At 52.8% G+C, this 20,078-nt stretch carries 18 protein-coding genes and 2 pseudogenes; 13 read left to right on the plus strand and 7 right to left on the minus strand.

Annotated features, from left to right (window positions below):
• The first annotated feature begins 113 nt into the window (after nt 1-113).
• Together fkpA and JQC75_RS02985 are read left to right on the plus strand one after the other, a co-directional pair.
• Nucleotides 114-878, plus strand: a complete 765-nt coding sequence (gene fkpA, locus JQC75_RS02980) for an FKBP-type peptidyl-prolyl cis-trans isomerase (protein WP_203326017.1) — start codon at nt 114-116, stop codon at nt 876-878.
• Nucleotides 879-1,019: 141 nt separating this feature from the next.
• Complete coding sequence (locus tag JQC75_RS02985) at nt 1,020-2,456, plus strand: methyl-accepting chemotaxis protein (protein WP_203326018.1); 1,437 nt, start codon at nt 1,020-1,022, stop codon at nt 2,454-2,456.
• A gap of 70 nt (nt 2,457-2,526) precedes the next feature.
• Here JQC75_RS02985 and JQC75_RS02990 read toward each other — a convergent pair whose 3' ends face one another.
• Nucleotides 2,527-3,492 (minus strand): zinc transporter ZntB, encoded by a 966-nt coding sequence (locus tag JQC75_RS02990; RefSeq protein WP_203326019.1) that lies wholly within the window; start codon nt 3,490-3,492, stop codon nt 2,527-2,529.
• Between the two features lie 150 nt (nt 3,493-3,642).
• Here JQC75_RS02990 and JQC75_RS02995 point away from each other — a divergent pair, with 150 nt between their 5' ends.
• Nucleotides 3,643-4,017: a YacL family protein gene (locus JQC75_RS02995; protein WP_203326020.1), complete on the plus strand. Its 375-nt coding sequence runs from the start codon at nt 3,643-3,645 to the stop codon at nt 4,015-4,017.
• Between the two features lie 44 nt (nt 4,018-4,061).
• On the opposite strand, the gene JQC75_RS03000 is transcribed toward JQC75_RS02995, so the two are convergent.
• Both JQC75_RS03000 and narQ read right to left on the minus strand, forming a co-directional pair.
• Complete coding sequence (locus JQC75_RS03000; RefSeq protein WP_203326021.1) at nt 4,062-4,691, minus strand: response regulator; 630 nt, start codon at nt 4,689-4,691, stop codon at nt 4,062-4,064.
• Nucleotides 4,684-6,396 carry a nitrate/nitrite two-component system sensor histidine kinase NarQ gene (gene narQ / locus JQC75_RS03005; protein ID WP_203326022.1) on the minus strand — a complete coding sequence of 571 codons (1,713 nt, stop codon included), beginning with the start codon at nt 6,394-6,396 and terminating at the stop codon, nt 4,684-4,686. Before narQ ends, JQC75_RS03000 begins: the two co-directional genes overlap by 8 nt.
• Nucleotides 6,397-6,641: 245 nt before the next feature.
• Between narQ and nrfA the strand changes: the two genes are divergently transcribed.
• Complete coding sequence (nrfA, locus tag JQC75_RS03010) at nt 6,642-8,045, plus strand: ammonia-forming nitrite reductase cytochrome c552 subunit (RefSeq protein ID WP_203326023.1); 1,404 nt, start codon at nt 6,642-6,644, stop codon at nt 8,043-8,045.
• A gap of 79 nt (nt 8,046-8,124) precedes the next feature.
• On the opposite strand, the gene JQC75_RS03015 is transcribed toward nrfA, so the two are convergent.
• Nucleotides 8,125-8,664 carry a hydrolase gene (locus tag JQC75_RS03015; protein WP_203326024.1) on the minus strand — a complete coding sequence of 180 codons (540 nt, stop codon included), beginning with the start codon at nt 8,662-8,664 and terminating at the stop codon, nt 8,125-8,127.
• Between the two features lie 240 nt (nt 8,665-8,904).
• Here JQC75_RS03015 and JQC75_RS03020 point away from each other — a divergent pair, with 240 nt between their 5' ends.
• The 7 genes and pseudogenes from JQC75_RS03020 to JQC75_RS19040 form a co-directional block, all read left to right on the plus strand.
• Complete coding sequence (locus tag JQC75_RS03020) at nt 8,905-9,243, plus strand: P-II family nitrogen regulator (protein WP_011758768.1); 339 nt, start codon at nt 8,905-8,907, stop codon at nt 9,241-9,243.
• An 11-nt stretch (nt 9,244-9,254) separates the two neighbouring features.
• A complete protein-coding gene (locus tag JQC75_RS03025) occupies nt 9,255-10,505 on the plus strand; it encodes an ammonium transporter (protein WP_203326025.1) in 1,251 nt (416 codons plus the stop codon).
• A gap of 159 nt (nt 10,506-10,664) precedes the next feature.
• Entirely contained in the window at nt 10,665-11,000 is a 336-nt protein-coding gene (locus JQC75_RS03030) for a hypothetical protein (protein ID WP_203326026.1), read from the plus strand.
• Nucleotides 11,001-11,095: 95 nt separating this feature from the next.
• Nucleotides 11,096-12,256: a tetratricopeptide repeat protein gene (locus tag JQC75_RS03035; protein ID WP_203326027.1), complete on the plus strand. Its 1,161-nt coding sequence runs from the start codon at nt 11,096-11,098 to the stop codon at nt 12,254-12,256.
• Between the two features lie 365 nt (nt 12,257-12,621).
• Nucleotides 12,622-12,729 carry a PAS domain-containing protein gene (locus JQC75_RS19070; RefSeq protein ID WP_476707506.1) on the plus strand — a complete coding sequence of 36 codons (108 nt, stop codon included), beginning with the start codon at nt 12,622-12,624 and terminating at the stop codon, nt 12,727-12,729.
• 12 nt (nt 12,730-12,741) lie between these two features.
• Nucleotides 12,742-13,320 (plus strand): annotated as a pseudogene (locus JQC75_RS19035) (PAS domain-containing protein); the annotation flags it as partial.
• A gap of 99 nt (nt 13,321-13,419) precedes the next feature.
• Nucleotides 13,420-13,860, plus strand: a pseudogene (locus tag JQC75_RS19040) (methyl-accepting chemotaxis protein); the annotation flags it as partial.
• 89 nt (nt 13,861-13,949) lie between these two features.
• On the opposite strand, the gene JQC75_RS03045 reads toward JQC75_RS19040, so the two are convergent.
• Nucleotides 13,950-15,206, minus strand: a complete 1,257-nt coding sequence (locus JQC75_RS03045) for a DUF4785 domain-containing protein (RefSeq protein WP_203326029.1) — start codon at nt 15,204-15,206, stop codon at nt 13,950-13,952.
• A 10-nt stretch (nt 15,207-15,216) separates the two neighbouring features.
• Nucleotides 15,217-16,074 (minus strand): hypothetical protein, encoded by an 858-nt coding sequence (locus tag JQC75_RS03050; RefSeq protein WP_203326030.1) that lies wholly within the window; start codon nt 16,072-16,074, stop codon nt 15,217-15,219.
• 523 nt (nt 16,075-16,597) lie between these two features.
• On the opposite strand from JQC75_RS03050, the gene aroG reads away from it, so the two are divergent.
• The gene (gene aroG, locus JQC75_RS03055) at nt 16,598-17,656 is read left to right on the plus strand and encodes a 3-deoxy-7-phosphoheptulonate synthase AroG (protein ID WP_203326031.1); all 1,059 of its coding nucleotides are present in this window, start codon (nt 16,598-16,600) and stop codon (nt 17,654-17,656) included.
• A 44-nt stretch (nt 17,657-17,700) separates the two neighbouring features.
• Here the strand turns inward: aroG and JQC75_RS03060 are convergent, their stop codons facing one another.
• Nucleotides 17,701-17,877, minus strand: coding sequence for a hypothetical protein (locus tag JQC75_RS03060; protein ID WP_011758776.1), 177 nt, complete (start codon nt 17,875-17,877; stop codon nt 17,701-17,703).
• 387 nt (nt 17,878-18,264) lie between these two features.
• Here JQC75_RS03060 and JQC75_RS03065 point away from each other — a divergent pair, with 387 nt between their 5' ends.
• Entirely contained in the window at nt 18,265-20,049 is a 1,785-nt protein-coding gene (locus JQC75_RS03065; RefSeq protein ID WP_203326032.1) for an ABCB family ABC transporter ATP-binding protein/permease, read from the plus strand.
• The last annotated feature ends 29 nt before the right edge of the window (nt 20,050-20,078 follow it).

A 20,078-nucleotide genomic window follows, 5' to 3' on the forward strand; every position in this document is an offset into this window, starting at 1 on the left:
CAGCCCCCGCTTGGTGCTGCCCATGGCATAAGCTTAGTAACTAGTATAAAGTGAGGCGGTTTGATGAATAACAAAGGTTATTGTAACCACTTGAGGACGCTAAGGAAGCTTCAATGAAATCTATTTATAAATACTCACTGGTCGCCCTGGCCGTAGTAGGTTTAACTGCCTGTAATAAAGAAGAAAAAGCAGCAGAAGTTGCACCAGCTGTTTCCCTGACCACTGAGGCCCAGAAAGAAGCATACAGTGTTGGCGCATCCATCGGCAGCTACATGTCAGGCCACATCAAGGAGCAGGAAGCCCTCGGCCTGCCAGCGGATCGCACCCTGATTGTTGAAGGTTTTGCCAATGGCCTGAACGGTGCCCTGAAGCTGACCGAAGAAGAAATGCAGACAGTGCTGCAGAATCTGGATAAGAAGCTTAACGATAAGCGCGTGGCGCAGGCTGAAGCCATGGCTGCCAAAAATCTGGAAGACGGTAAGAAGTACCAGGAAACCAACAAAGCCAAAGAAGGTGTTACCACGACCGAGTCTGGTCTCCAGTACGAAGTCTTGGTTGCCGCTGAAGGCGATAAGCCAGCCGCTGAAGATGTGGTTGAAGTGCACTATGCCGGTACCCTGATCGATGGCACGCCATTTGACAGCTCATACGACCGTGGCCAGACTGCCAAGTTCCCGCTGAACCGTGTAATCGCCGGTTGGACCGAAGGTGTGCAACTGATGTCTGTGGGTTCCAAGTACCGCTTCGTGATCCCGGCTGAGCTGGCCTACGGTGAGCGTGACAATGGCACTATCCCAGCCAACTCTACCCTGGTATTTGAAGTGGAGCTGGTCTCTATCGAAAAAGCCAATACCGAACAGGCCGCCTCAGCACAATAAGCGGGAAAGCCTTGGTAAAAAAGACGCCTCAGGGCGTCTTTTTTTTGCGCAACTCTGCACAAAATATCAGTAAAGTGGCTGAGCAAGATTTTGAATTTGGTGCAATAATAACAACTCGCCGAATCGCGTTCTGGAGTACCAATGAAGCAGGTCGATTTTCGAACTATCGATAAAATTTTCATCCGCATGTCCATCAACGACAAAATGTGGGTCGTGTTTTTGCTGTTTGTATTGGCGCTGGGAACCACGGCCGGTTTGCGCTATTCCCAGAGTATCGATGCCATAGAGGCAAGCTCGCTCAAAGCCGCAGAAGCGCGATTGGTCGGTATGCTGGACACGCTTAATGCCACGGGCCAGTTTGAGAAAGCCGCCAGCCTCGGATTGACTTCGGGCAGCAACAGGAATCGCCACAACGGGGACTCAGTGACCGTCAGCGCCATCGCGGCCAATGGTCAGAGCTATTCCCTGAGTCAGGATGTGCGCAGTCAGGAGAGCAAGGCTCGCTCTGCTGCCAGTGCCAGCCTGCTTTGGACTGGGGTTTGGTTGGTTCCCTTCGGGATATTTTTGTACTGGGTTGCCACCTTCATTGGCGGTGCCCTGTGGGTGCTTTACACCACCACCGAGAAAATCGGCTCAGGGGATTTGACCTCTCGCCTTGGTTTCCACCCCGGCCGTGATGAGTTTGGCACCATCGGCTGTGCGCTTGATAAAGCCATGGATACCCTGACCGAGTTGGTCAAGGTGGTGAAGGCTAATGCGGATACCCTGAGCGATACGTCTGAGTCCTTCGAGCGGGAAATGAAGCAGAGTCTGCAGCAGATTAATCGCCAGTATGTGTCGCTCGACTCGGTTGCCACCGCCATGGAGGAAATGACGGCATCGGCGCAGGAAGTATCCAATATTTCCCGTCAGGCTACCGAAAAAACCGAGCAGGATGCCACTCAGGTGGAAAGCAGTTTCCAACGGGTGCAAAAGGCCATTTCAGACATTGAGCAGCTGTCCGGGCTGATTGAACAGGCTTCAAGTTCGGTGGCGACGCTCAATGTGAACACCACCCAAATCAACGAAGTGATCACCACCATTAATGCGATTTCTGAGCAAACCAACCTGCTCGCACTCAACGCAGCTATCGAGGCGGCCCGGGCCGGCGAACAGGGCAGGGGCTTTGCTGTGGTGGCAGATGAAGTACGTACCCTGGCAAGCCGCACCCAGGCGGCAACCGTGGAAATTCAGGCCATGATTGAAAAGCTGCAGGGCGAGAGCCGTAATATTGCTGCCATCACCGAAAAAACCGTGAGCCAGGCGCAGTCCAGCAGTGGTGTGATTGCCAATATAGGCGCGGATGTGAGGGGAATTGCCGACTCATCCCGCGCCATTACCGACATGAGTATTCAGATATCCACTTCCGCCGAAGAGCAAAGCAGCGTGGCAAACAGCATCGCCGCGGAGCTGAGTGATATCCGTAACCAGTCCAACACCATACGCACAGTGGCAGAACAGTCATCAGAAGGGGTCGCCAGACTCGCCGATGCATCTCGCTCTCTTGGCAAGGTGTTGGCCCGTTATCGCACCAATTGAGGTAGCCTGAGCGACTACCGGTCGCTCAAAGGCTGAGAAATAAAAAAGGACGCAATAGCGTCCTTTTTTGTTACAGCCAGCGTTTGCGATAAAACAGCAACAGCTGCAATACCACCAGAAGCACCAAAATAGCGCAAAAGAGTGCGAAGGCCCAGGGCGTATCCGCGCCGGGGATACCGCCGATATTGACGCCAAGCAGCCCGGTAAGAAAGCCGAGCGGCAGGAAGACAGCGGTCACCAGAGACAGAAAATACAGCCGCTGGTTAAGCTCTTCTGACTGGCGGCTCATCAACTCTTCCTGGGTAACACTGGCCCTGTCCCTCAGGGCATCCAAATCTTCAATGGCGCGGGTGAGGCGGTCACGAATTTCCCGCATCTTAAGCTGCTCGCTCTTTTTAAACAGCTGGCCCGTTTCGGTTTGCAGTATGGTAAAAGCCTCCCGCTGTGGCGCCAGATAGCGGCGCACCATCACAGTTTGCCGTCTTAAATCGGCAATGTCGTTGCGAAGGTCCTTACTTTTACTGCCAACCACCTGTTCCTCAAGCTCATCGAGTTTCTCTTCAAGCTCATGGATAAAGTCGGTTTTTCGGGTGGTTAATTTGTCGCACAGAGACAGAATAAACTCAGCAGGAGTGGTCGGGCCCGTTTTGGCTTCGATGTGAGCGGCCAGCTCTTCGACAGATTGCAGGCTGCGACGACAGGTACTCATGACCCTGTGCTTATCGGCAAAAAGCCGCAGCGCCACCATGTCTTCCGGTGCCTCGTCAGGGTTTAAATTGACCCCGCGCAGCGCCAGCAGCAGGCCACTCTCTGCGGCAATCGCTCTGGGCCTGGTATCCCGTGACAGCAAGGCATCGATTTCAATTTTGGGCAAGTCGGTTCGATGCAGCCATTCCCGCGCCGCCTGGGAGTGATAATTGAGGTGTACCCAGATGTTCCCCTGTTCAGGTGTCCAGGCGTTCAGGGTCTCCTCATCGAGAAGATGTCCGGCCAGCTCGCCGCTCAGCCAGTAGCTGTAGATGAATCCCTGTGACATGTTTGATTCCTTTTCAAAGCTTTTCATGACACTAGCCCAGAGCAGGGAGAGGATTCAAGTACCGCTTTGTCGAGGCGAAGAGGCAATAGCCGTATTGATAGGATAAAATCTCAGTATCGATAACGATGTTTGAATGGCAGTGGATAGACTATGGAGTACGAATTTCGCCGCAACGGCCTGGATGGTTCCGTCATGGCTCGTTTCAGCATGGAACATGAGGTGATGGGGCGCTGGTTTGGCGAAGAGCTGGGAGATAAACCCGCTGCTGCGGCTGAGGTGTTGTCGGCAATTACTGCGATTCAGACCGGCGAACTGCGTGAGTGGCGCCTGACTGGGCGGGAGTTCAGCCTCGAGCTTGATGAAGAGCAGGCCCGGGTTTATGCCAATGTGCTGGGATATGACAACCAGGATGAGCTGGACGATGGTATGTCCCTTTACGATGCCGAACTTGAGGCCAGCTGTGGCCTTGAGGATTTGGAGGCTGCCCTGAAAAGCTGGCAGGCGTTTTTAGTGGAAACCCGCTGAAAGACGCGAATTGAAAAAGGCAGCCCAGGCTGCCTTTTTTGTGCTTAGCGGTTCAGGTATCTCACCGCCATCTCGGTGCGGGATTTGGCGTTGGCCTTTCGCAGCAGGTTTTTCACATGCACTTTCACCGTGCCTTCGCTGATGTGCAGCTGCTCTGAAATCAGTCGGTTGCTCATCCCTTCGGCCAGGTGTTCCAGAATTTGCAGCTCCCGTGGTGTCAGGGCATCTATCCACTCATTTTCATCGGTGGCATTCTTCAGCTCAAACAGGTATTCCTCCACCGCTTCGCTGATCACCCTGTGCCCCAACATGGCGTGCTTGAGCTTTTCAAGCAGCAGATCCGGCTCTGTATCTTTGAGCAGGTAACCGTCGGCACCGGCACGCAGCAGGCGGATCACATCCTGTTTGGCATCGGAAACTGTCAGGATAACGATGCGGGAGGTCACGCCTTCCTGGCGCAGTCCGTTGAGGGTATCGAGGCCCGTCATGCCCTTCATGTTCAGATCCAGCAGTATGATGTCGGGTTCATCATTGGCCACCGCACTCAGGGCATCCAAACCGCTGCCTGCTTCGCCAAACAGTGTGAAATCCTTATCCGATCCAATGAGCTGACAGATACCGCGGCGCAGCAGAGGATGGTCGTCGACCACCAGAACTGAATAGGGTTTACCCATGTTGACTAGGCTCCTGATGTGGGGGAAGCGTGAGTGTAACCGTTGTACCACCTGCTTCATTACTGGAAAAGTGCAGTTGACCATCGAGCTTGCTGGCTCGCTCGTGCATGATGCCAATGCCGAAATGCTGATCCCGCTCTTTGAGGTGTTCAATACCAACACCATCATCGCTGATGCTGATATTTATCATACCTTGGTTATTCTTAGCGCATTGAATCACAATTTCACCGGCGTTGGCATGTTTTATGGCATTTAAGGTGGCTTCGCGGGTCAATTGCAGTATGTGTATATGCTGGTTGGCGCCGAGCAGCTGCTCGCGAATGCCGTAATCCAGCGTGAGTTTGGTTTGAGTTTGGCTGCGAAGCTGTTCCAGCATGGCCTCGAGCGCGTGCTTGAGGTTGGGCTCTTTGATGGTCAGGCGGAAGGTTGAAAGCAGTTCCCTGAGCTGCACATAGGCGGTGCTCACGCCTTCATTGATTTCATTGAGCTGTTGCTCAACTTCCGGGTTGCGGCAGCTGTCGTCCAGGCCTTTTCTGAGCAGAGAGATTTGGATCTTAAGGAACGACAACACCTGTCCCAGCGAGTCGTGCAGCTCGCGGGCAATCACCCCCCGCTCTTCCATCAGGGCCAGTTGCTGACGCTGCTCGGCAGATTGATGGATAAGGATAGAGCGGGCCAGCATGATGGCGAAGTTTTCAAAAAGGGGGCGATTGGGCGCCTTGCCTGACACCATTTCCAGGTAGCCCAAATCCGTTTGTTCAAAGGTGAGCGGGAAGCGGCATGAGGCTTCAAGCGCTGCCGGCCAGCCGCCTTCGGCTTCGATGGCTTCTTCGGTATCCCCTTCGTCCTGAATTATCAGGCGCAAATAATCCAGCTGCTCATATTGTTTGAGCTGATCCAGTGCGGCTTTCAGCGCCCTGTAGTCGAGGGTTTTGCCATGGAGCATCACCAGGTTGTCGTACAAAAAATTGAGTTCCTGATTGGCGCGGGTCAGCGCCAGGGTTTTTTCCTGCACCTGTGACTCGAGATCGCCATAGAGCGCCGATAACTCCTTGGCGGTGGAGTCGAGTGCATCGGCCAGCGCCTGCAATTCAATATATTCACTCTGGGGCATGTCCACATCGAAATTGCCCTTGGAGATGGTGTTGGCGGAAAGCATCAGCTGGTTCAGCGGCTCCACCACCTTGCGCTTGGTGTAGCGTACCGCCACCAGGGCGATGGCAAGCATCATACCCAGGCCAAGCAACTGGCTGGCTGCAAGGAGTTTTAATTTAAAGGCGGCGTGATGTTCTGTCTCCAGCACGAACAGGTCGATGGTATCGACAAAGTCTTTTAACGAAGAGGCATAGAGGCGGGAGTTTTCCTCTTCTATGAAGTACTTCATCACCTTCCACTTATCAATAACCAGCAGATATTGATCTTTAAGGCGTTGTGGGGTGCTCCAGTCGAGGGAGTTTTTGAGTGCCGGTGAATAGAGCGTGGCTTCAAACTCACGGATTTTATCTTCGGCTTCATCACTACCGGAATTGGCGTAGAACATCAGCCGGTAACTCTGCATCCGCAGCGAGCCTGAGGCATTGATGGCACGGGCATCGCCGAGGCTGTATGACAGGTTAGCAAGGGCGAAGATAGATAGCCCACTGGAGAGCAGGATGAGCATCATCATCAGTCCGAGAATTTTGGAGGTGAGACTGCCACGTTTCATGAAAAGTCCTGTCGACAAGGGCGCTGGCGTTTGCAACTAAAGCCTATGTTCTACATTAGCTTTTTCTTTACCACATCTGCGCTCATGCAAAAGTGTGAACAATGACACATCCAGAGTTTGATCTTGTGCAAACTTTAGCTCCGATACCACTTAATAGGTATGTAAAAGGAGGGTTAACAGGACTACTTTTGACCCTGGAGATGTCGTGGGTATTTCAGAAACACAAAAACTAACACGGAGATGAGATGGTGAAAAAGCTAACCGGAAAATCCTTTGCGCTTAGCGCTTTGGTCGCCGCCAGCTTTGTAGCTGCCGGTGCGATGGCCAGTGATAAAACCGAGCCACGCAATGACGTATACAAAGACAAATTCAGCAAACAATATAACACTTGGCATGCGACTGGCGAGAGTGAAGCCATCACAGATGCACTGGAGCAGGATCCTGCACTGGTGATTTTGTGGGCAGGCTACGGTTTTGCAAAAGACTACAACGCTCCACGTGGTCACATGTATGCCCTGACTGACGTGCGCAACACCCTGCGTACCGGTGCCCCAACCTCAGCCGAAGATGGCCCAATGCCTATGGCCTGCTGGAGCTGTAAGAGCCCTGACGTCCCCCGTCTGATTGAAGAACAGGGGGAATCCGGCTATTTCAGCGGTAAGTGGGCTAAGGGCGGTGCGGAAGTTGCCAACACCATTGGTTGCAGTGACTGTCACGAAAAAGGCTCGCCAAAACTGCGCCTGTCACGTCCTTTTGCTGACCGTGCCATGGAAGCCATTGGTACCCCATTCGACAAGGCTTCCAAGCAGGATAAAGAATCCATGGTGTGCGCCCAGTGCCACGTGGAGTACTACTTCGAGAAGACTGACGATCGTAAAGGTTTCGTGAAGTTCCCATGGGACGGCGGTACCACAGTGGAAAATATGGAAGTCTATTATGACGCCATCCAGTTTGCCGACTGGACCCACGCTGTGTCCAAAACCCCTATGCTGAAAGCACAGCACCCAGGTTATGAAACCTGGAAACTGGGTACTCACGGTCAGAACAACGTGTCCTGTGTTGACTGTCACATGCCGAAAGTCACCAACGAACAGGGTAAGAAGTTTACCGATCACAAAGTGGGCAACCCCTTCGATCGTTTCGAAGAAACTTGCGGAACCTGTCACAGCCAGGACAAAGATCACATGTTGACTGTCTACAAGGACAACAAGTCAAAAGTGATGGAACTGAAAGGCAAGGCTGAAACTCAGCTGGTTGCTGCTCACTTCGAGGCCGGTGCCGCCTGGAAAGCCGGTGCTACCGAAGAAGAAATGAAGCCAATCCTGACCAATATCCGTCACGCTCAGTGGCGCTGGGACTACGCCATTGCTTCTCACGGTGTGTCTGCACACGCTCCAGCTGAAGCACTGCGCGTACTGGGTACTGCCGTGGACAAGGCTGCCAATGCTCGCGTTCAACTGGCTCAGTTGCTGGCCACCAAAGGTGTGAAGCAGCCAATCGAGCTGCCGGACATCTCTACCAAGGCCAAGGCTCAGGCTGCTCTGGGTATGGACATGGACAAGATGAACGCCGATAAGGCCAAGTTCAAGCAAGAAATGCTGCCCAAGTGGGAAGCAGAAGCCAAGGCCCGCGAAGCCACTTACAAGTAAGCAGCAAACCCCAAGCCTGCATACACAAAGCCCCCGCATTGCGGGGGCTTTTCTTTGTTTGAGGTGGCAGTAAGCCGGCTTATTTGATGAGTTTCAGCAGTGCCCTGAAACTGTCGCCTACGGCATGGTGTTGCAGTTCAAACAGCAGCGACTCCACGTTGGTGAGTGAGGCGCCGGCCTGCTGCATCATTTGCAGTCCCAATGCTTTATTGTCGGCGGTGCGGGAGCCCATGGCATCGGCCACCAAATGCACATCAAAGCCATTGTCCAGCATGTCACGGCAGCTTTGATACACACAAATATGGGTTTCTATGCCGCACAGCAATACTTGTTTACGTCCTGTGGCCAGCAGCGCTTCCCGAAAGGCATCACAGAACCAGCCACTGAAATGTTCCTTGGCAATAGGGTTTAAACCTTCAAGCACCAGTCTGAGTTCTTCAGAGGTCGGCCCCAGCTTGTCCGGTAATTGCTCCAGCCAGAGAATGGGAATATCAAAAATTCTGGCCCCGCTTATCAGGGTGATCAGTTGCTGGTGCATGGCTTCTGAGTTGTCCATCAGTCGGGCCAGTTTGCCCTGAACATCCACGACTACAAGCACAGTTTCACTTGGCTTAAGCATGTCTAGCCTCCTTGGTTTTACCCAGTTAACCCCTTTTTGATGCCGCTGCCAATACGCCGAAAGTCAAATGCACCACCTTGGTGCGTTGTCTGCATAAGTGCACTTTTTTTGTGCGAATTTATGCGCTCAATTTGTGCGTTAAATGTAATAAATATATTAAAAACATTGGGTTGAAACTTTGGCGCGATGCTTGAAATGTCTTTATCAGGCAAGACATACAACAATCAGCGGAGGCCGGGAATGAAACTGGTGAGTGCAATCATCAAACCCTTCAAACTCGACGATGTGCGTGAAGCCATCGCCGGCATGGGTATCGAAGGTATGACAGTAACCGAGGTCAAAGGTTTTGGCCGTCAGAAGGGGCACACCGAGCTGTATCGGGGCGCCGAATATCAGGTGGATTTTCTGCCCAAGATAAAGCTGGATATCGCTACCAAGGCTGAAAATGTCGAGCTGCTGTTGGAGGCCATAGTGAAAGCGGCCCATACCGGCAAAATCGGTGACGGCAAAATCTTTGTCACCGATTTAGAGCAAGCGGTCCGGATCCGTACCGGCGAAACTGACGACGAAGCACTGTAAGGGGAAGCGAGATGGAAGAAATCAGCAAACTGGGCCTGACGGTGGCCGAACTCAGATTCGCACTGGATACCTTTTACTTTTTGATCTCCGGGGCCTTGGTGATGTGGATGGCGGCAGGTTTCGCCATGTTGGAAGCGGGCCTGGTTCGTTCCAAAAACACCACTGAGATCCTCACCAAAAACGTGTGTCTCTATTCCATTGCCTGTATCACTTACCTGATTGTTGGCTACAACATCATGTATGTGGACAACCCCGAAGGGGGTTGGTTGCCAAGCTTTGGTACCCTGATTGGTTCTCAGGCTGCCGATGCCGACCATTCGCTGGAATCAGACTTCTTCTTCCAGGTGGTGTTTGTGGCAACTTCCATGTCGATTGTGTCCGGCGCCGTGGCTGAACGCATGAAACTCTGGGCCTTCCTGGCATTCTCTGTGGTGATGACTGCGGTTATCTATCCGGTAGAAGGCTTCTGGACCTGGGGTGGCGGTTTTGTCAGCGCGGCCGGATTCGTGGACTTTGCCGGCAGCGGTATTGTGCACATGGCCGGTGCCGCCGCAGCCCTGTCGGGCGTGATTTTACTGGGTGCCCGTAAAGGCAAATATGGTCCATCGGGTCAGGTAAACCCCATCCCCGGCTCCAACCTGCCGATGGCGACTCTTGGTATGTTTATCCTGTGGATGGGCTGGTTTGGCTTCAATGGCGGCTCACAGTTGATGGTGTCCGATGCCGCCAACGCGGCTGCGGTTGGCAAAATCTTTGTTAACACCAACTCCGCCGCTGCCTTCGGTGCGATTTCTGCCCTGATTGTGTGCAAAATGATTTGGGGTAAAGCAGATCTGACCATGATTTTAAACGGCGCGCTGGCGGGCCTGGTGGCCATTACCGCCGACCCACTGTCGCCTTCGCTTGGGTTTGCCGCGGCCATTGGCTTGCTGGCCGGAGCTCTGGTGGTGTTCTCCATCGTGGGCTTTGATCGCATCAAGATTGACGATCCTGTTGGTGCCATTTCGGTACACGGTGTGGCCGGGGTGCTTGGTCTGCTGCTGGTCCCTGTTTCCAACGCCGATGCGACCCTGGGTGCGCAGCTGTTTGGTATCTGTGCCATCTTCGCCTGGACTTTCGGAGCCTCCTTCCTGGTGTGGTTTGTCCTCAAGGTGACCATGGGGATCCGTGTCAGCGAGGAAGAAGAGTACAACGGTATGGATGCCTCAGACTGCGGTATCGATGCCTACCCAGAGTTTGTCACTGTAAAAACGGCCGGATAACGGCAATCAAACTCAGACAAACAGCAGGCTCAGGCCTGCTGTTTTTGTTTTGCTTGTCTTCGGCGAAGAAGGGGAGGGATACTGACCAAAGACGCCAATCCAGGCCTGGGTAATAAATTGGGCTTGGCGGCTGATTTGACGTTTCACGGAGGGATCGGGATGCGATTACAATCTTTGCTCGCGGTAATGGTGCTGACAAGTCTGGGAGCCTCTGCCGGACAGGTGGTGGTGCGAAAGAGTGATGAGGCCTTCGACGCTTTCGCCGTTCGCGACCAACTGGCACGGGAACATCAGTGGCAGGAGGCTTTACGGGCACAGCAACAACTGGAAATCCTGCAATCACTGCCCCTTGGCTGCGTGTTGGTGCCATCCCCTTACCGGCATTTCAGCTGCAAAGGCTTCTTTTACAGGCCTTATCCCTGGCAGGGGCGGGAACTGTACATTTCTGTCCCCAATCCTGAGGCCGAACCACAGCCAGTCAACAAGCCAAAATAGGGAAAAGCGCATTAAACTTTTGTTACTTATTGTGTGGGCTTTTCGCGACAAATTGACGTAGTCTCAAATGAGGCCAATCGATTTTGGGGGCGCCGATGTCTGCAAGAATACTCTGTTGCCTGTTGCTTCCTTTGCTGGTGTCCTGTGCATCCACTTCTGAGCGGGTGAATCAAACCAGTGTCAGCAGCCTATTTCACGATGAAATTTTTAATCCTGTCAGTGGTTTGCCTTCTTCCCAAGAGGTCTTTTCTTTGCCACCCGGCGTGGCGCAGGAATTAAAGCGCGCCTATGACCGCCAACGCACCCTGCCTGGCGGCGACAATGAGCTGGCTCACAGTTGGCTCTCCTCCCAGCTTGCTGCAGCCGATGGTGGTTTCAGTTATCAGGACAACAATACCCGCATCGCAGCCGACACCTATTACGACAGGGCAGGTAACTGCATGTCGCTGGTGGTTTTGGCGACGGCCATGGCTGATGCGCTGGGAGTTGCCGTGGATTTTCAGGACGTGCTGGTACAGCCGGTGTGGGACAGGCAAGGGGATTTCTATCTGGTTAATGGTCACGTGAATCTGCGCCTGTTACCGCCTTCAGAAGCGAATGTGGTGCACTTGCGTGGTCCTATACTGGTGGACTTTCTGCCCGAGCGTGCAGTCCGCGGCTATGACAGGGTTCGCATCAACCGAAGCATGTTATTGGCCATGTTTTACAATAATCTGGCCGCCGAGGCACTGATCGATGGTGACCATGACAAAGCCTACGGCTTAATCCGCCTGTCGTTGGCGCAAAGCAACACCTTTGTTCCCGCCCTGAATACCCTTGCCATTCTGTATCGCTACCATCAGAGGGAAGATCTTGCCGAGGAGGTGTATCGGGAGGCGCTGAAACAAGAGCCGGAAAACATGACAACCCTGTACAACCTGGCGCTGATTCTCTCAGCCCAGGACCGGCTGGATGAGTGGGCCGAGGTGCACAAGGTGCTGGAGCTGGCCCGGATCCGCAACCCCTACTACTACTACGATATGGCCGAGCAGGCGTTGTCTGAGCATGAATACCAGCAGGCAGTGAACTGGTTTTTGCAGGCCGTGGAAAAGGCGGACTACCGTCATGAGTTTTACTTTGGACTGTCCCAGGCCTACTGGGCATCCGGCAATCCCAAGAAAGCCCGCCAAAGTATGGAAAAAGCCCTGGCGCTCAGTGGCGATGATGGAGATAAGCGGCGTTATCAGGCCAAGCTAAACGCCATGGCAAACCGCTGAGTTCGTTTTCTGAGTCATGCACCAAGGTATTTTATCCGGCCTGAGCTTGACCTTGGGCCGGTTTGTTTTGACCTTCCCCTGTGCTTCCTGACGCACGTGATTTTATCTCACGCCTTTAATGAGTGTGCTGGGGTTTCAGCCCGGCCCCGGTGATGTGCCTGACACACTTATTTCCTGCTATCTGAACCGATTAGCTCCTTATGTCGTACACTTTGTGTTGAGCCTGACAAGCGCTGTGATGCGCCGCCTCAGGTGCGTCGCTGATATGGGTTATTGCGGAGAAGCAGATGTTTAATAACAAATTAAAGCAATAATTGGCCTCTTATCGGTCTGAAATACAAAGGTACCAGGCGCGGGCCGCGGCCGTGAGTGCTTCAACGGCGATGATTGAGTTTTTACCGGATGGCACCATAGTCACTGCAAATGAAAACTTTTTGTCTCTTGTGGGTTACCGCCTCGAAGACATCAAGTGAAAGCATCACAGTATCTTTTGTACCTCTGAGTACGCCAAAAGCCATGAGTACAAAGGGTTTTGGCGAAGCCTAGCTGAGGGGAAACACGCCAGTGGCCGCTTTTTAAGGCTTGGCCGGGATGGCAAAAATCTTTGGCTTGGAGCCTCTTACAACCCCATCCGCAACGAAGAAGGCAAGGTGGTCAGCGTCTTGAAGCTGGCTGCGGATGTGACTGACATAGTAGAAATTGAAAACGAACAGCAAAGCATGATGAATGCCATTGACCGTTCGATGGCGGTCATTGAATTTACCACTGGTGGCGAGGTGATCCGGGCCAATGAAAATTTTCTGGCAGTAACGGGTTATCGCCTGGATGAAATCAAGGGTAAACACCACAGGCTTTTTTGTGCGCCAGAGTATGCGGCCTCACAGGAATATAAGCACTTCTGGTCGCGCTTGAATCAGGGGGAGTTTTTTACCGGCCGCTTTCAGCGTCAGGATAAGTTGGGACGGACAATTTGGCTCAGTGCCACCTATAACCCAGTGTACAACGCGCGCGGTGAGCTCTATAAAATCGTGAAGTTTGCCAATGATATTACCGAGCGGGTGAACCAGCAGCAGGCCGAGTCGGCCGCTGCCGTGTTGGCGTACGATATTGCCCTTAATACCGATGCCAATGCACGCAGCGGTGCTCAGGTGGTGCAATCCACCGTGGAGGTGGTGCGAGGCATAGCCGAAGAAATCAATCTGGCTGCCAGGGGCATTGAGGATGTGAGCAACCAGTCGGAGAAGATAGGCAATATAGTGCAAACCATTCGCAGCATCGCCGATCAAACCAACCTGTTGGCGCTCAATGCCGCCATTGAGGCGGCGCGTGCCGGTGAGCAGGGGCGTGGTTTTGCGGTAGTCGCCGATGAGGTTCGCAGCCTGGCGGCTCGAACCGCCAATGCCACCGTCGAAATCGTCGATGTGGTGCGCCAGAATCAGGTGTTATCTCAGGCGGCCGTAGCCAACATGGAACAAAGCAAACATAAGGTCGAGCAAGGTGTTGCTCTGGCCGTGGAAGCCGGCGAAGCCATAGAGCAAATCCGCGAAGGCGCAAAGCAGGTAGTGGCAGCGGTGCAGGAATTTAAATTGCAGCTGGATAAATAGGTCAACCCGTTAACAGCTGAAGTCACTGCCGATATGGCATCAAGCATAAAAGAAAAAGGCTCCCAACGGAGCCTTTTTGGTTTTGAATACTACAATCGTAGAGCCTTATCCTGAAACGACAGTATTGCCATCTGTCCCTGATCTTTAAGCTCCAGCTCCCGTATCTGGAAAGGCGCTTCCAGCCCGGATGCCTCAATCAAATCTCTGGACAGAAGCAGTGTCAGGCTGCCGCTTTCATCGAACCAGCGTGCTGCCGCACTGCTGTGAATTGCCACTTCTCTGCCACTGCTGTCGGTTCCGGTGAGGACGGCCGAGAGAGCAAACCTGCCTGCCTCTGCCAGTTCCAGATTAAAGGTAACAGCCACCGGCGTCTTGCCTTGCCAATGCACCTGGGTCTCGGGCAACACACGGCCGCTGGGGACAAAGTGTTTGAACGCCGTTTTAATGGTGCGCTTTACATTCACCCCATCGACTTGGCTGTGAACATCTATCAGCAATTCACTGAGCTCTGCGGCAGACTCAGGCATAAAGCCATCGGGCATGGCGGCGCTGAATGAGCCATTTTCCAGCGTCAGTTCAAGTGGTAATTCCTTTGCTCCCTGTCTGAGCCGGGCGTTGGCGGCGTTTAACTGGCCCAGCCCATCCAATGCAAGTGAACCTGCCAGGGATTGCCCCAGGCTCAGGCCCATGGGGGCCGAGAGATGCAACAGCAGCGGGCTGCCTTTTTCCTTCACATTCACCAGATACTGACTGCGGGGATCAACGGCAGTTCGCGCCTTAAGGCGGTATTCACCGGCAGGGGCCGCGCTGGACAGCAAGAGCGCACTCGAATCGTCATTCATCCCCGCCGATGCCAGTGCGTCGGCATTGGCCATGGAGCGCATCAGATCAGGCACCTGCGCGCCTTTGGGGGCTGAGAGCTCCAGTGAATTCGGTTCAATGGCCGGGGCATGGAACAAGGCGCCCGAGCTCATGTCAGCCCTCGGCGCCAGGCGAATGACAGCGCCGCCCTGGCTGATGGTCAGGGGAATGCCCTGATTCAGTGCATCGCCCGAGACAGTAAACCAATATTCGTTACTGGCCACCGATTGGGTCTGTTGCAGTTGGCGGGGGTGGTATTCCCCGGACATTGGGGAGACAAATTGGATGTCATCCCGGCTGGTGTTAAGCCCCTGAGTAACAGGCCCCTGAACCTGGCTAAAGCCCATGTCACCTGCGGACAGCGGCGACACTTGCGCCACCTGTACACCCATGGCTTCGGCATTGTCTGAGCTGCTCTCTCCCTGACAGGCACTCAGCATCAATGACATCAATACCGCGGCGGCCAGTTTGTTGTGAGTCATCATGGTCGCGCTCCTAAATACGATTACGGATAAAGACGTCGAGACCGAAACAGGCCCGTCGACTCTGCTGATGGCTTAATGGCTCGCTACCCCAGGTTTTTTGCTTATCCCTGAACCAAACGGTACCCGCGGCACTTTGGGAGCTGCACTCCAGAAAACCGTCTGAGCAATCGTCCAGCCAGTTTTGGGTGGTTTCGAGGGCAACCTGATTTTGGTAACCGCCGCAATAGCTGTCACTGTCCCAAATGGCAGAGTCCACATCTGATCCCACCACCACCTCAAAGGGTTTGCCGAGGGTTGGGCGTCCTGTGGTGCCCTTGAGCCAGTTGGCGTTGTAGTAAGACATCCAACTGACCTGCTGCTGTTTTACGGCATCGCTGCCATAGCCCAGCAGCCAGCCGAGGGTGGTTTCAAATACATTCCCCTCGGTTACGGCGTCGGCCAGCGGTGTTCCGCCGCTGGAGGGCGCCAGCGCGATGACTCGGGTGGTTACGTTGATGACCTTGGGGTAGCGGGCATCCCAGGTGGGATTGGACAATATCCAACGCACAACGTTGCCACCGTTGGAGTGGGTGAGCAGTACCAAATCGTTGATATTTTTACTGTCGATGAAACTGCCCAGCTGGCTGGAAAGGCAGCCGGCGGCGGCCTCATCCCACATATACTGGTCAAAATCGCAGTTGATGACTGCGTAGTTCGCGCTGCTTGGCAGACCCTGGCGGACGGAATTGACAAATTCACTGGTCCAGTAGTCGTTAAGCGCATCGGTTTGATGACCTGTGCCATGAATAAAAGCTATTCCTGACGCGGCCAAACTCAGGGGGCTGACTGCAAACAGACCCAGAAGCATTAGCGTTTTGGCTGTCTTCATTTGTCTGATGTAATTATATGGTCTTGTTGAAACAGGTAGGACGTCCGACCTGCGCAATTAACCTATCGCTAACATTTTTTGGCTTGCAAGTCTTTTAAACGGTACGTCAGTACAGTTTAGGGTAATGGCTCGATACACTGGTTTGGTGCTTTTGCTCTACATTGTTATCATTATGAAAAATAAGAATATCTATTCGGGTTGCTATTCTGCCCTGTTTTAAACTGTTCATAATAAAAACGGAATTTCTTTCAGTATGAAATGCTGTATCTGTGGAGTGGTGCCAGGGAGGGGATGTCGGTGTTTGGTGCCATCATAACGAGGTGAGTCAGGCACGCATTCATCGGCGAGTTCAGTTAATTATGATTTTTTACTTCATAAATTTTTAATAAATTCATACTGATAAGCTTGAATTTATTAAAAAAGTATATCTTGATTGCCACGGGTCCGTTTAGTCGCTAAATTGACAGGGTCATAACAGATAGAGAGACACGTGATTTAACCCTTTCCGGAGCTTGCAAAACCTATGTATTACCAAAATGATGACGTTCGTATTAATGAAGTAAAAGAATTGCTGCCACCTATCGCCATTCTCGAGCGATTTCCTGCAACAGAGAACGCATCTGCCACGGTTTTTAATGCCCGGAGTAATATTCACAACTTGCTGGCAAAAAAAGACGATCGTCTGCTGGTGGTGATTGGCCCCTGTTCTATCCACGATCCGCAAGCGGCCCTGGAATACGGTCAGCGTTTGCTTGCCCTGAGAGAGCAATACCGCGACCAGCTGGAAGTGGTGATGCGCGTGTATTTTGAAAAACCCAGAACCACGGTTGGTTGGAAAGGTCTTATCAACGATCCCTACATGGACAACAGCTTTAAGCTGAATGACGGCCTGCGCACGGCCCGTAAGCTGTTACTGGAACTTAACCATATGGGCATGCCTACTGCGGGTGAGTTTCTCGATATGATCACGCCCCAGTATGTTGCCGATCTGATGTGTTGGGGCGCTATTGGAGCCCGTACCACAGAGTCTCAGGTACATCGCGAGCTGGCATCAGGTCTTTCTTGCCCGGTAGGGTTTAAAAACGGTACCGACGGTACTATCAAAATAGCCATCGATGCCATTGGCGCTGCGGCTGCGCCCCATCATTTTCTGTCAGTAACCAAGTTTGGACATTCGGCTATCGTGTCCACCAAAGGTAATCCGGACTGCCACATTATTCTTCGCGGTGGGCGTGAACCCAATTACAGCAGTGAGCATGTGGCCAGGATCCAGACGCAGTTGTTAAGTGCAGGATTGCCGGACAATGTGATGATTGACTTCAGCCATGCCAACAGCAGCAAAGAGTTTACCCGACAAATGGTGGTGGCCGATGATGTTGCCAGTCAGCTTGCCGAGGGTAACAAAGGGATTTTTGGCGTGATGGTTGAGAGTCATCTGAATGAAGGTCGTCAGGATCATGTGCCCGGCGTGCCGCTGGAATATGGCAAAAGCGTGACTGATGCCTGCCTCGGCTGGGATGATAGCGCTAAACTGCTGGCCACCCTTAATCATGCAGTATTGGCAAGGCGAAATCGCAGCTGATTTAGCGGATATCAAAAAGGCGCCTGAGGCGCCTTTTCTTTTACTTACTTTTTCAGGTTTTGCGCCAAGTACTCATTGGCCTTGGCCAGGCTGCCAAAAGAATTTATCAGATTTCGACGTCCCTTTTCCTGAAGCTCCGGATTGCCTGATTCCATCATCATCCATACCCAGGTTTGGATCAAAGTGAGCGGTGGGTATTGAACTTGTGCAGAATCTAACATAAATCGCCCTTAAGTTATTGTATTTTACAGAAATGAATTCTGAACACTCATGGCCGGCCAAGTAGAACATGCCAGGTCGGACAGTAAGGTGGTCACAGATTAGCAAATTCTTTTTTCTTGTATAACCTCGTAGACGCTTTCAGGCGAAAAAAATCGACTTCGTTAGTAATAAAGCGCTATCAAAATGATATTTTGGTAAGTCTAAAGACTGAGTTAAATGTAGCTTTAATGGAATGAAGTACTATTATTTTGCCATTGTAGATGCAGCCAAAGATGTCGCCTGTCAGCCCTCTGCTCAAGAATTATGGTGAGTTTGCCAACAACAAGACGTTCAAACCCGTTTGGGGATGATAGAATCCCTCTCAAACTCTCACTCGTCTTATTCCTATGCGCCCAACAGCCTATTTTGAAGGCCCCATCGAAAAGCTGAACTGGAAAGTACTTGGCCTTCTATGGCCTTATTTGCTTGAGTTTAAAGGACGTATTTTACTTGCGCTGCTCTGCTTGCTGATTGCCAAGCTGGCGAGCGTAGGCATGCCCTTTTTGTTGAAGGGGTTGGTTGATGGGTTGGATGCAGGCAGGAACCAGGCCTTGGTTGCCGTGCCATTGGGGTTGGTGCTGGCGTACGGTGGAGCCCGATTGCTGATGTCCATCACCGGGGAAATCCGCGACACCCTGTTTGGTCGTGTCACCGAGCGGGCTATCCGGCGATTGGGACTGGCGGTGTTTGATCATTTGCACCGCCTTGATCTGGACTTTCACCTCGAGCGGCGTACCGGCGGCCTGTCCAGAGACATTGAGAGGGGCACCAGTGGCGTCAGTTTTCTGATGCGTTTTATGGTGTTCAACATAGTGCCGACCCTGCTGGAAATCGCCTTGGTGGTGGGCATCTTTTTCGTTAAGTACGGCTGGCAGTTCGCCGGTATCACGCTGGTTTCTGTCATCCTCTATATTGGCTTCAGCGTGGTAGCCACCGAGTGGCGTACCGAATATGTGCGCCAGGCCGCCAAAGCCGATTCAATTTCCAATACCCGCGCCATCGACAGCCTGCTGAACTACGAAACTGTGAAGTATTTTAACAACGAACGCTTCGAGTCGGCTCACTACGATAAGGCGTTGGAGGCATGGGAAACGGCGAAGCGGAATAACCGCCTGTCACTGTTTGCCCTCAACGGGGGGCAGGCATTGATTATTGCCGTTGCCATGACCGCCATGATGGCTCTCGCGGCCAAGCATGTGACTGAAAGCCAGATGACACTGGGCGATTTCGTTTTGATCAATGCCTTTATGATGCAGCTGTTTATGCCGCTGAACTTCTTGGGTTTTGTTTACCGGGAGATCCGCGGCGCACTGGCTAATATCGAGCGGATGTTTGGGCTGCTGGACAAAACCCCGCGCATCGAAGACAAGGCTGATGCCGTGAATTTTGACTGCCAGCGGGGGGAAATCCGTTTTGAGCAGGTTAACTTCAGCTACGATGAGCGCACTATTTTATCGGATGTCAGCTTCACAGTGGCTCCCGGTGAAAAGGTGGCTGTTGTGGGTGACAGCGGTGCCGGCAAATCCACCCTGATAAAGCTGTTGTTTAGGTTTTATGACGTCGATTCAGGGCGGATCTGCATCGATGATACAGACCTTCGGGACATGACCCAGGACAGCCTGAGAAAAGCCATTGCGATAGTGCCCCAGGATACAGTGCTGTTTAACGATTCCTTGCTGGAAAATATCCGCTACGGCCGCCCGGATGCCAGTGATGAAGAAGTGCGCGCTGTCATCCGTCATGCGCATCTTGCAGATTTTGTGGCGGCGCTGCCATCCGGTTGGGACACCAAGGTGGGGGAGCGTGGGCTTAAACTTTCCGGTGGAGAAAAGCAGCGGGTCGCCATTGCCAGAGCCATGCTCAAAGGCTCTCCTATCCTGGTGTTTGATGAAGCAACCTCATCACTGGACAGCCGTGCCGAAAAGGCCATATTGGATGCCCTGAAAGAAGTGGCAACCGGACACACCAGTTTGGTCGTCGCCCATCGGCTTTCGACCATAGTGGATGCCGACCGCATTTTGGTGCTCAGTCATGGGCGCATTGCCGAGCAGGGCACCCACCAACAATTGCTTGCAATGGACGGCCTTTACGCCAGGCTTTGGCACATTCAGCATGAGCAAAAGATGAAGTGAAGTTCAGGTGTGATTCAGCAAAGCGCTCG

The organism is Shewanella litorisediminis (assembly GCF_016834455.1).
GTDB lineage: Bacteria > Pseudomonadota > Gammaproteobacteria > Enterobacterales > Shewanellaceae > Shewanella > Shewanella litorisediminis.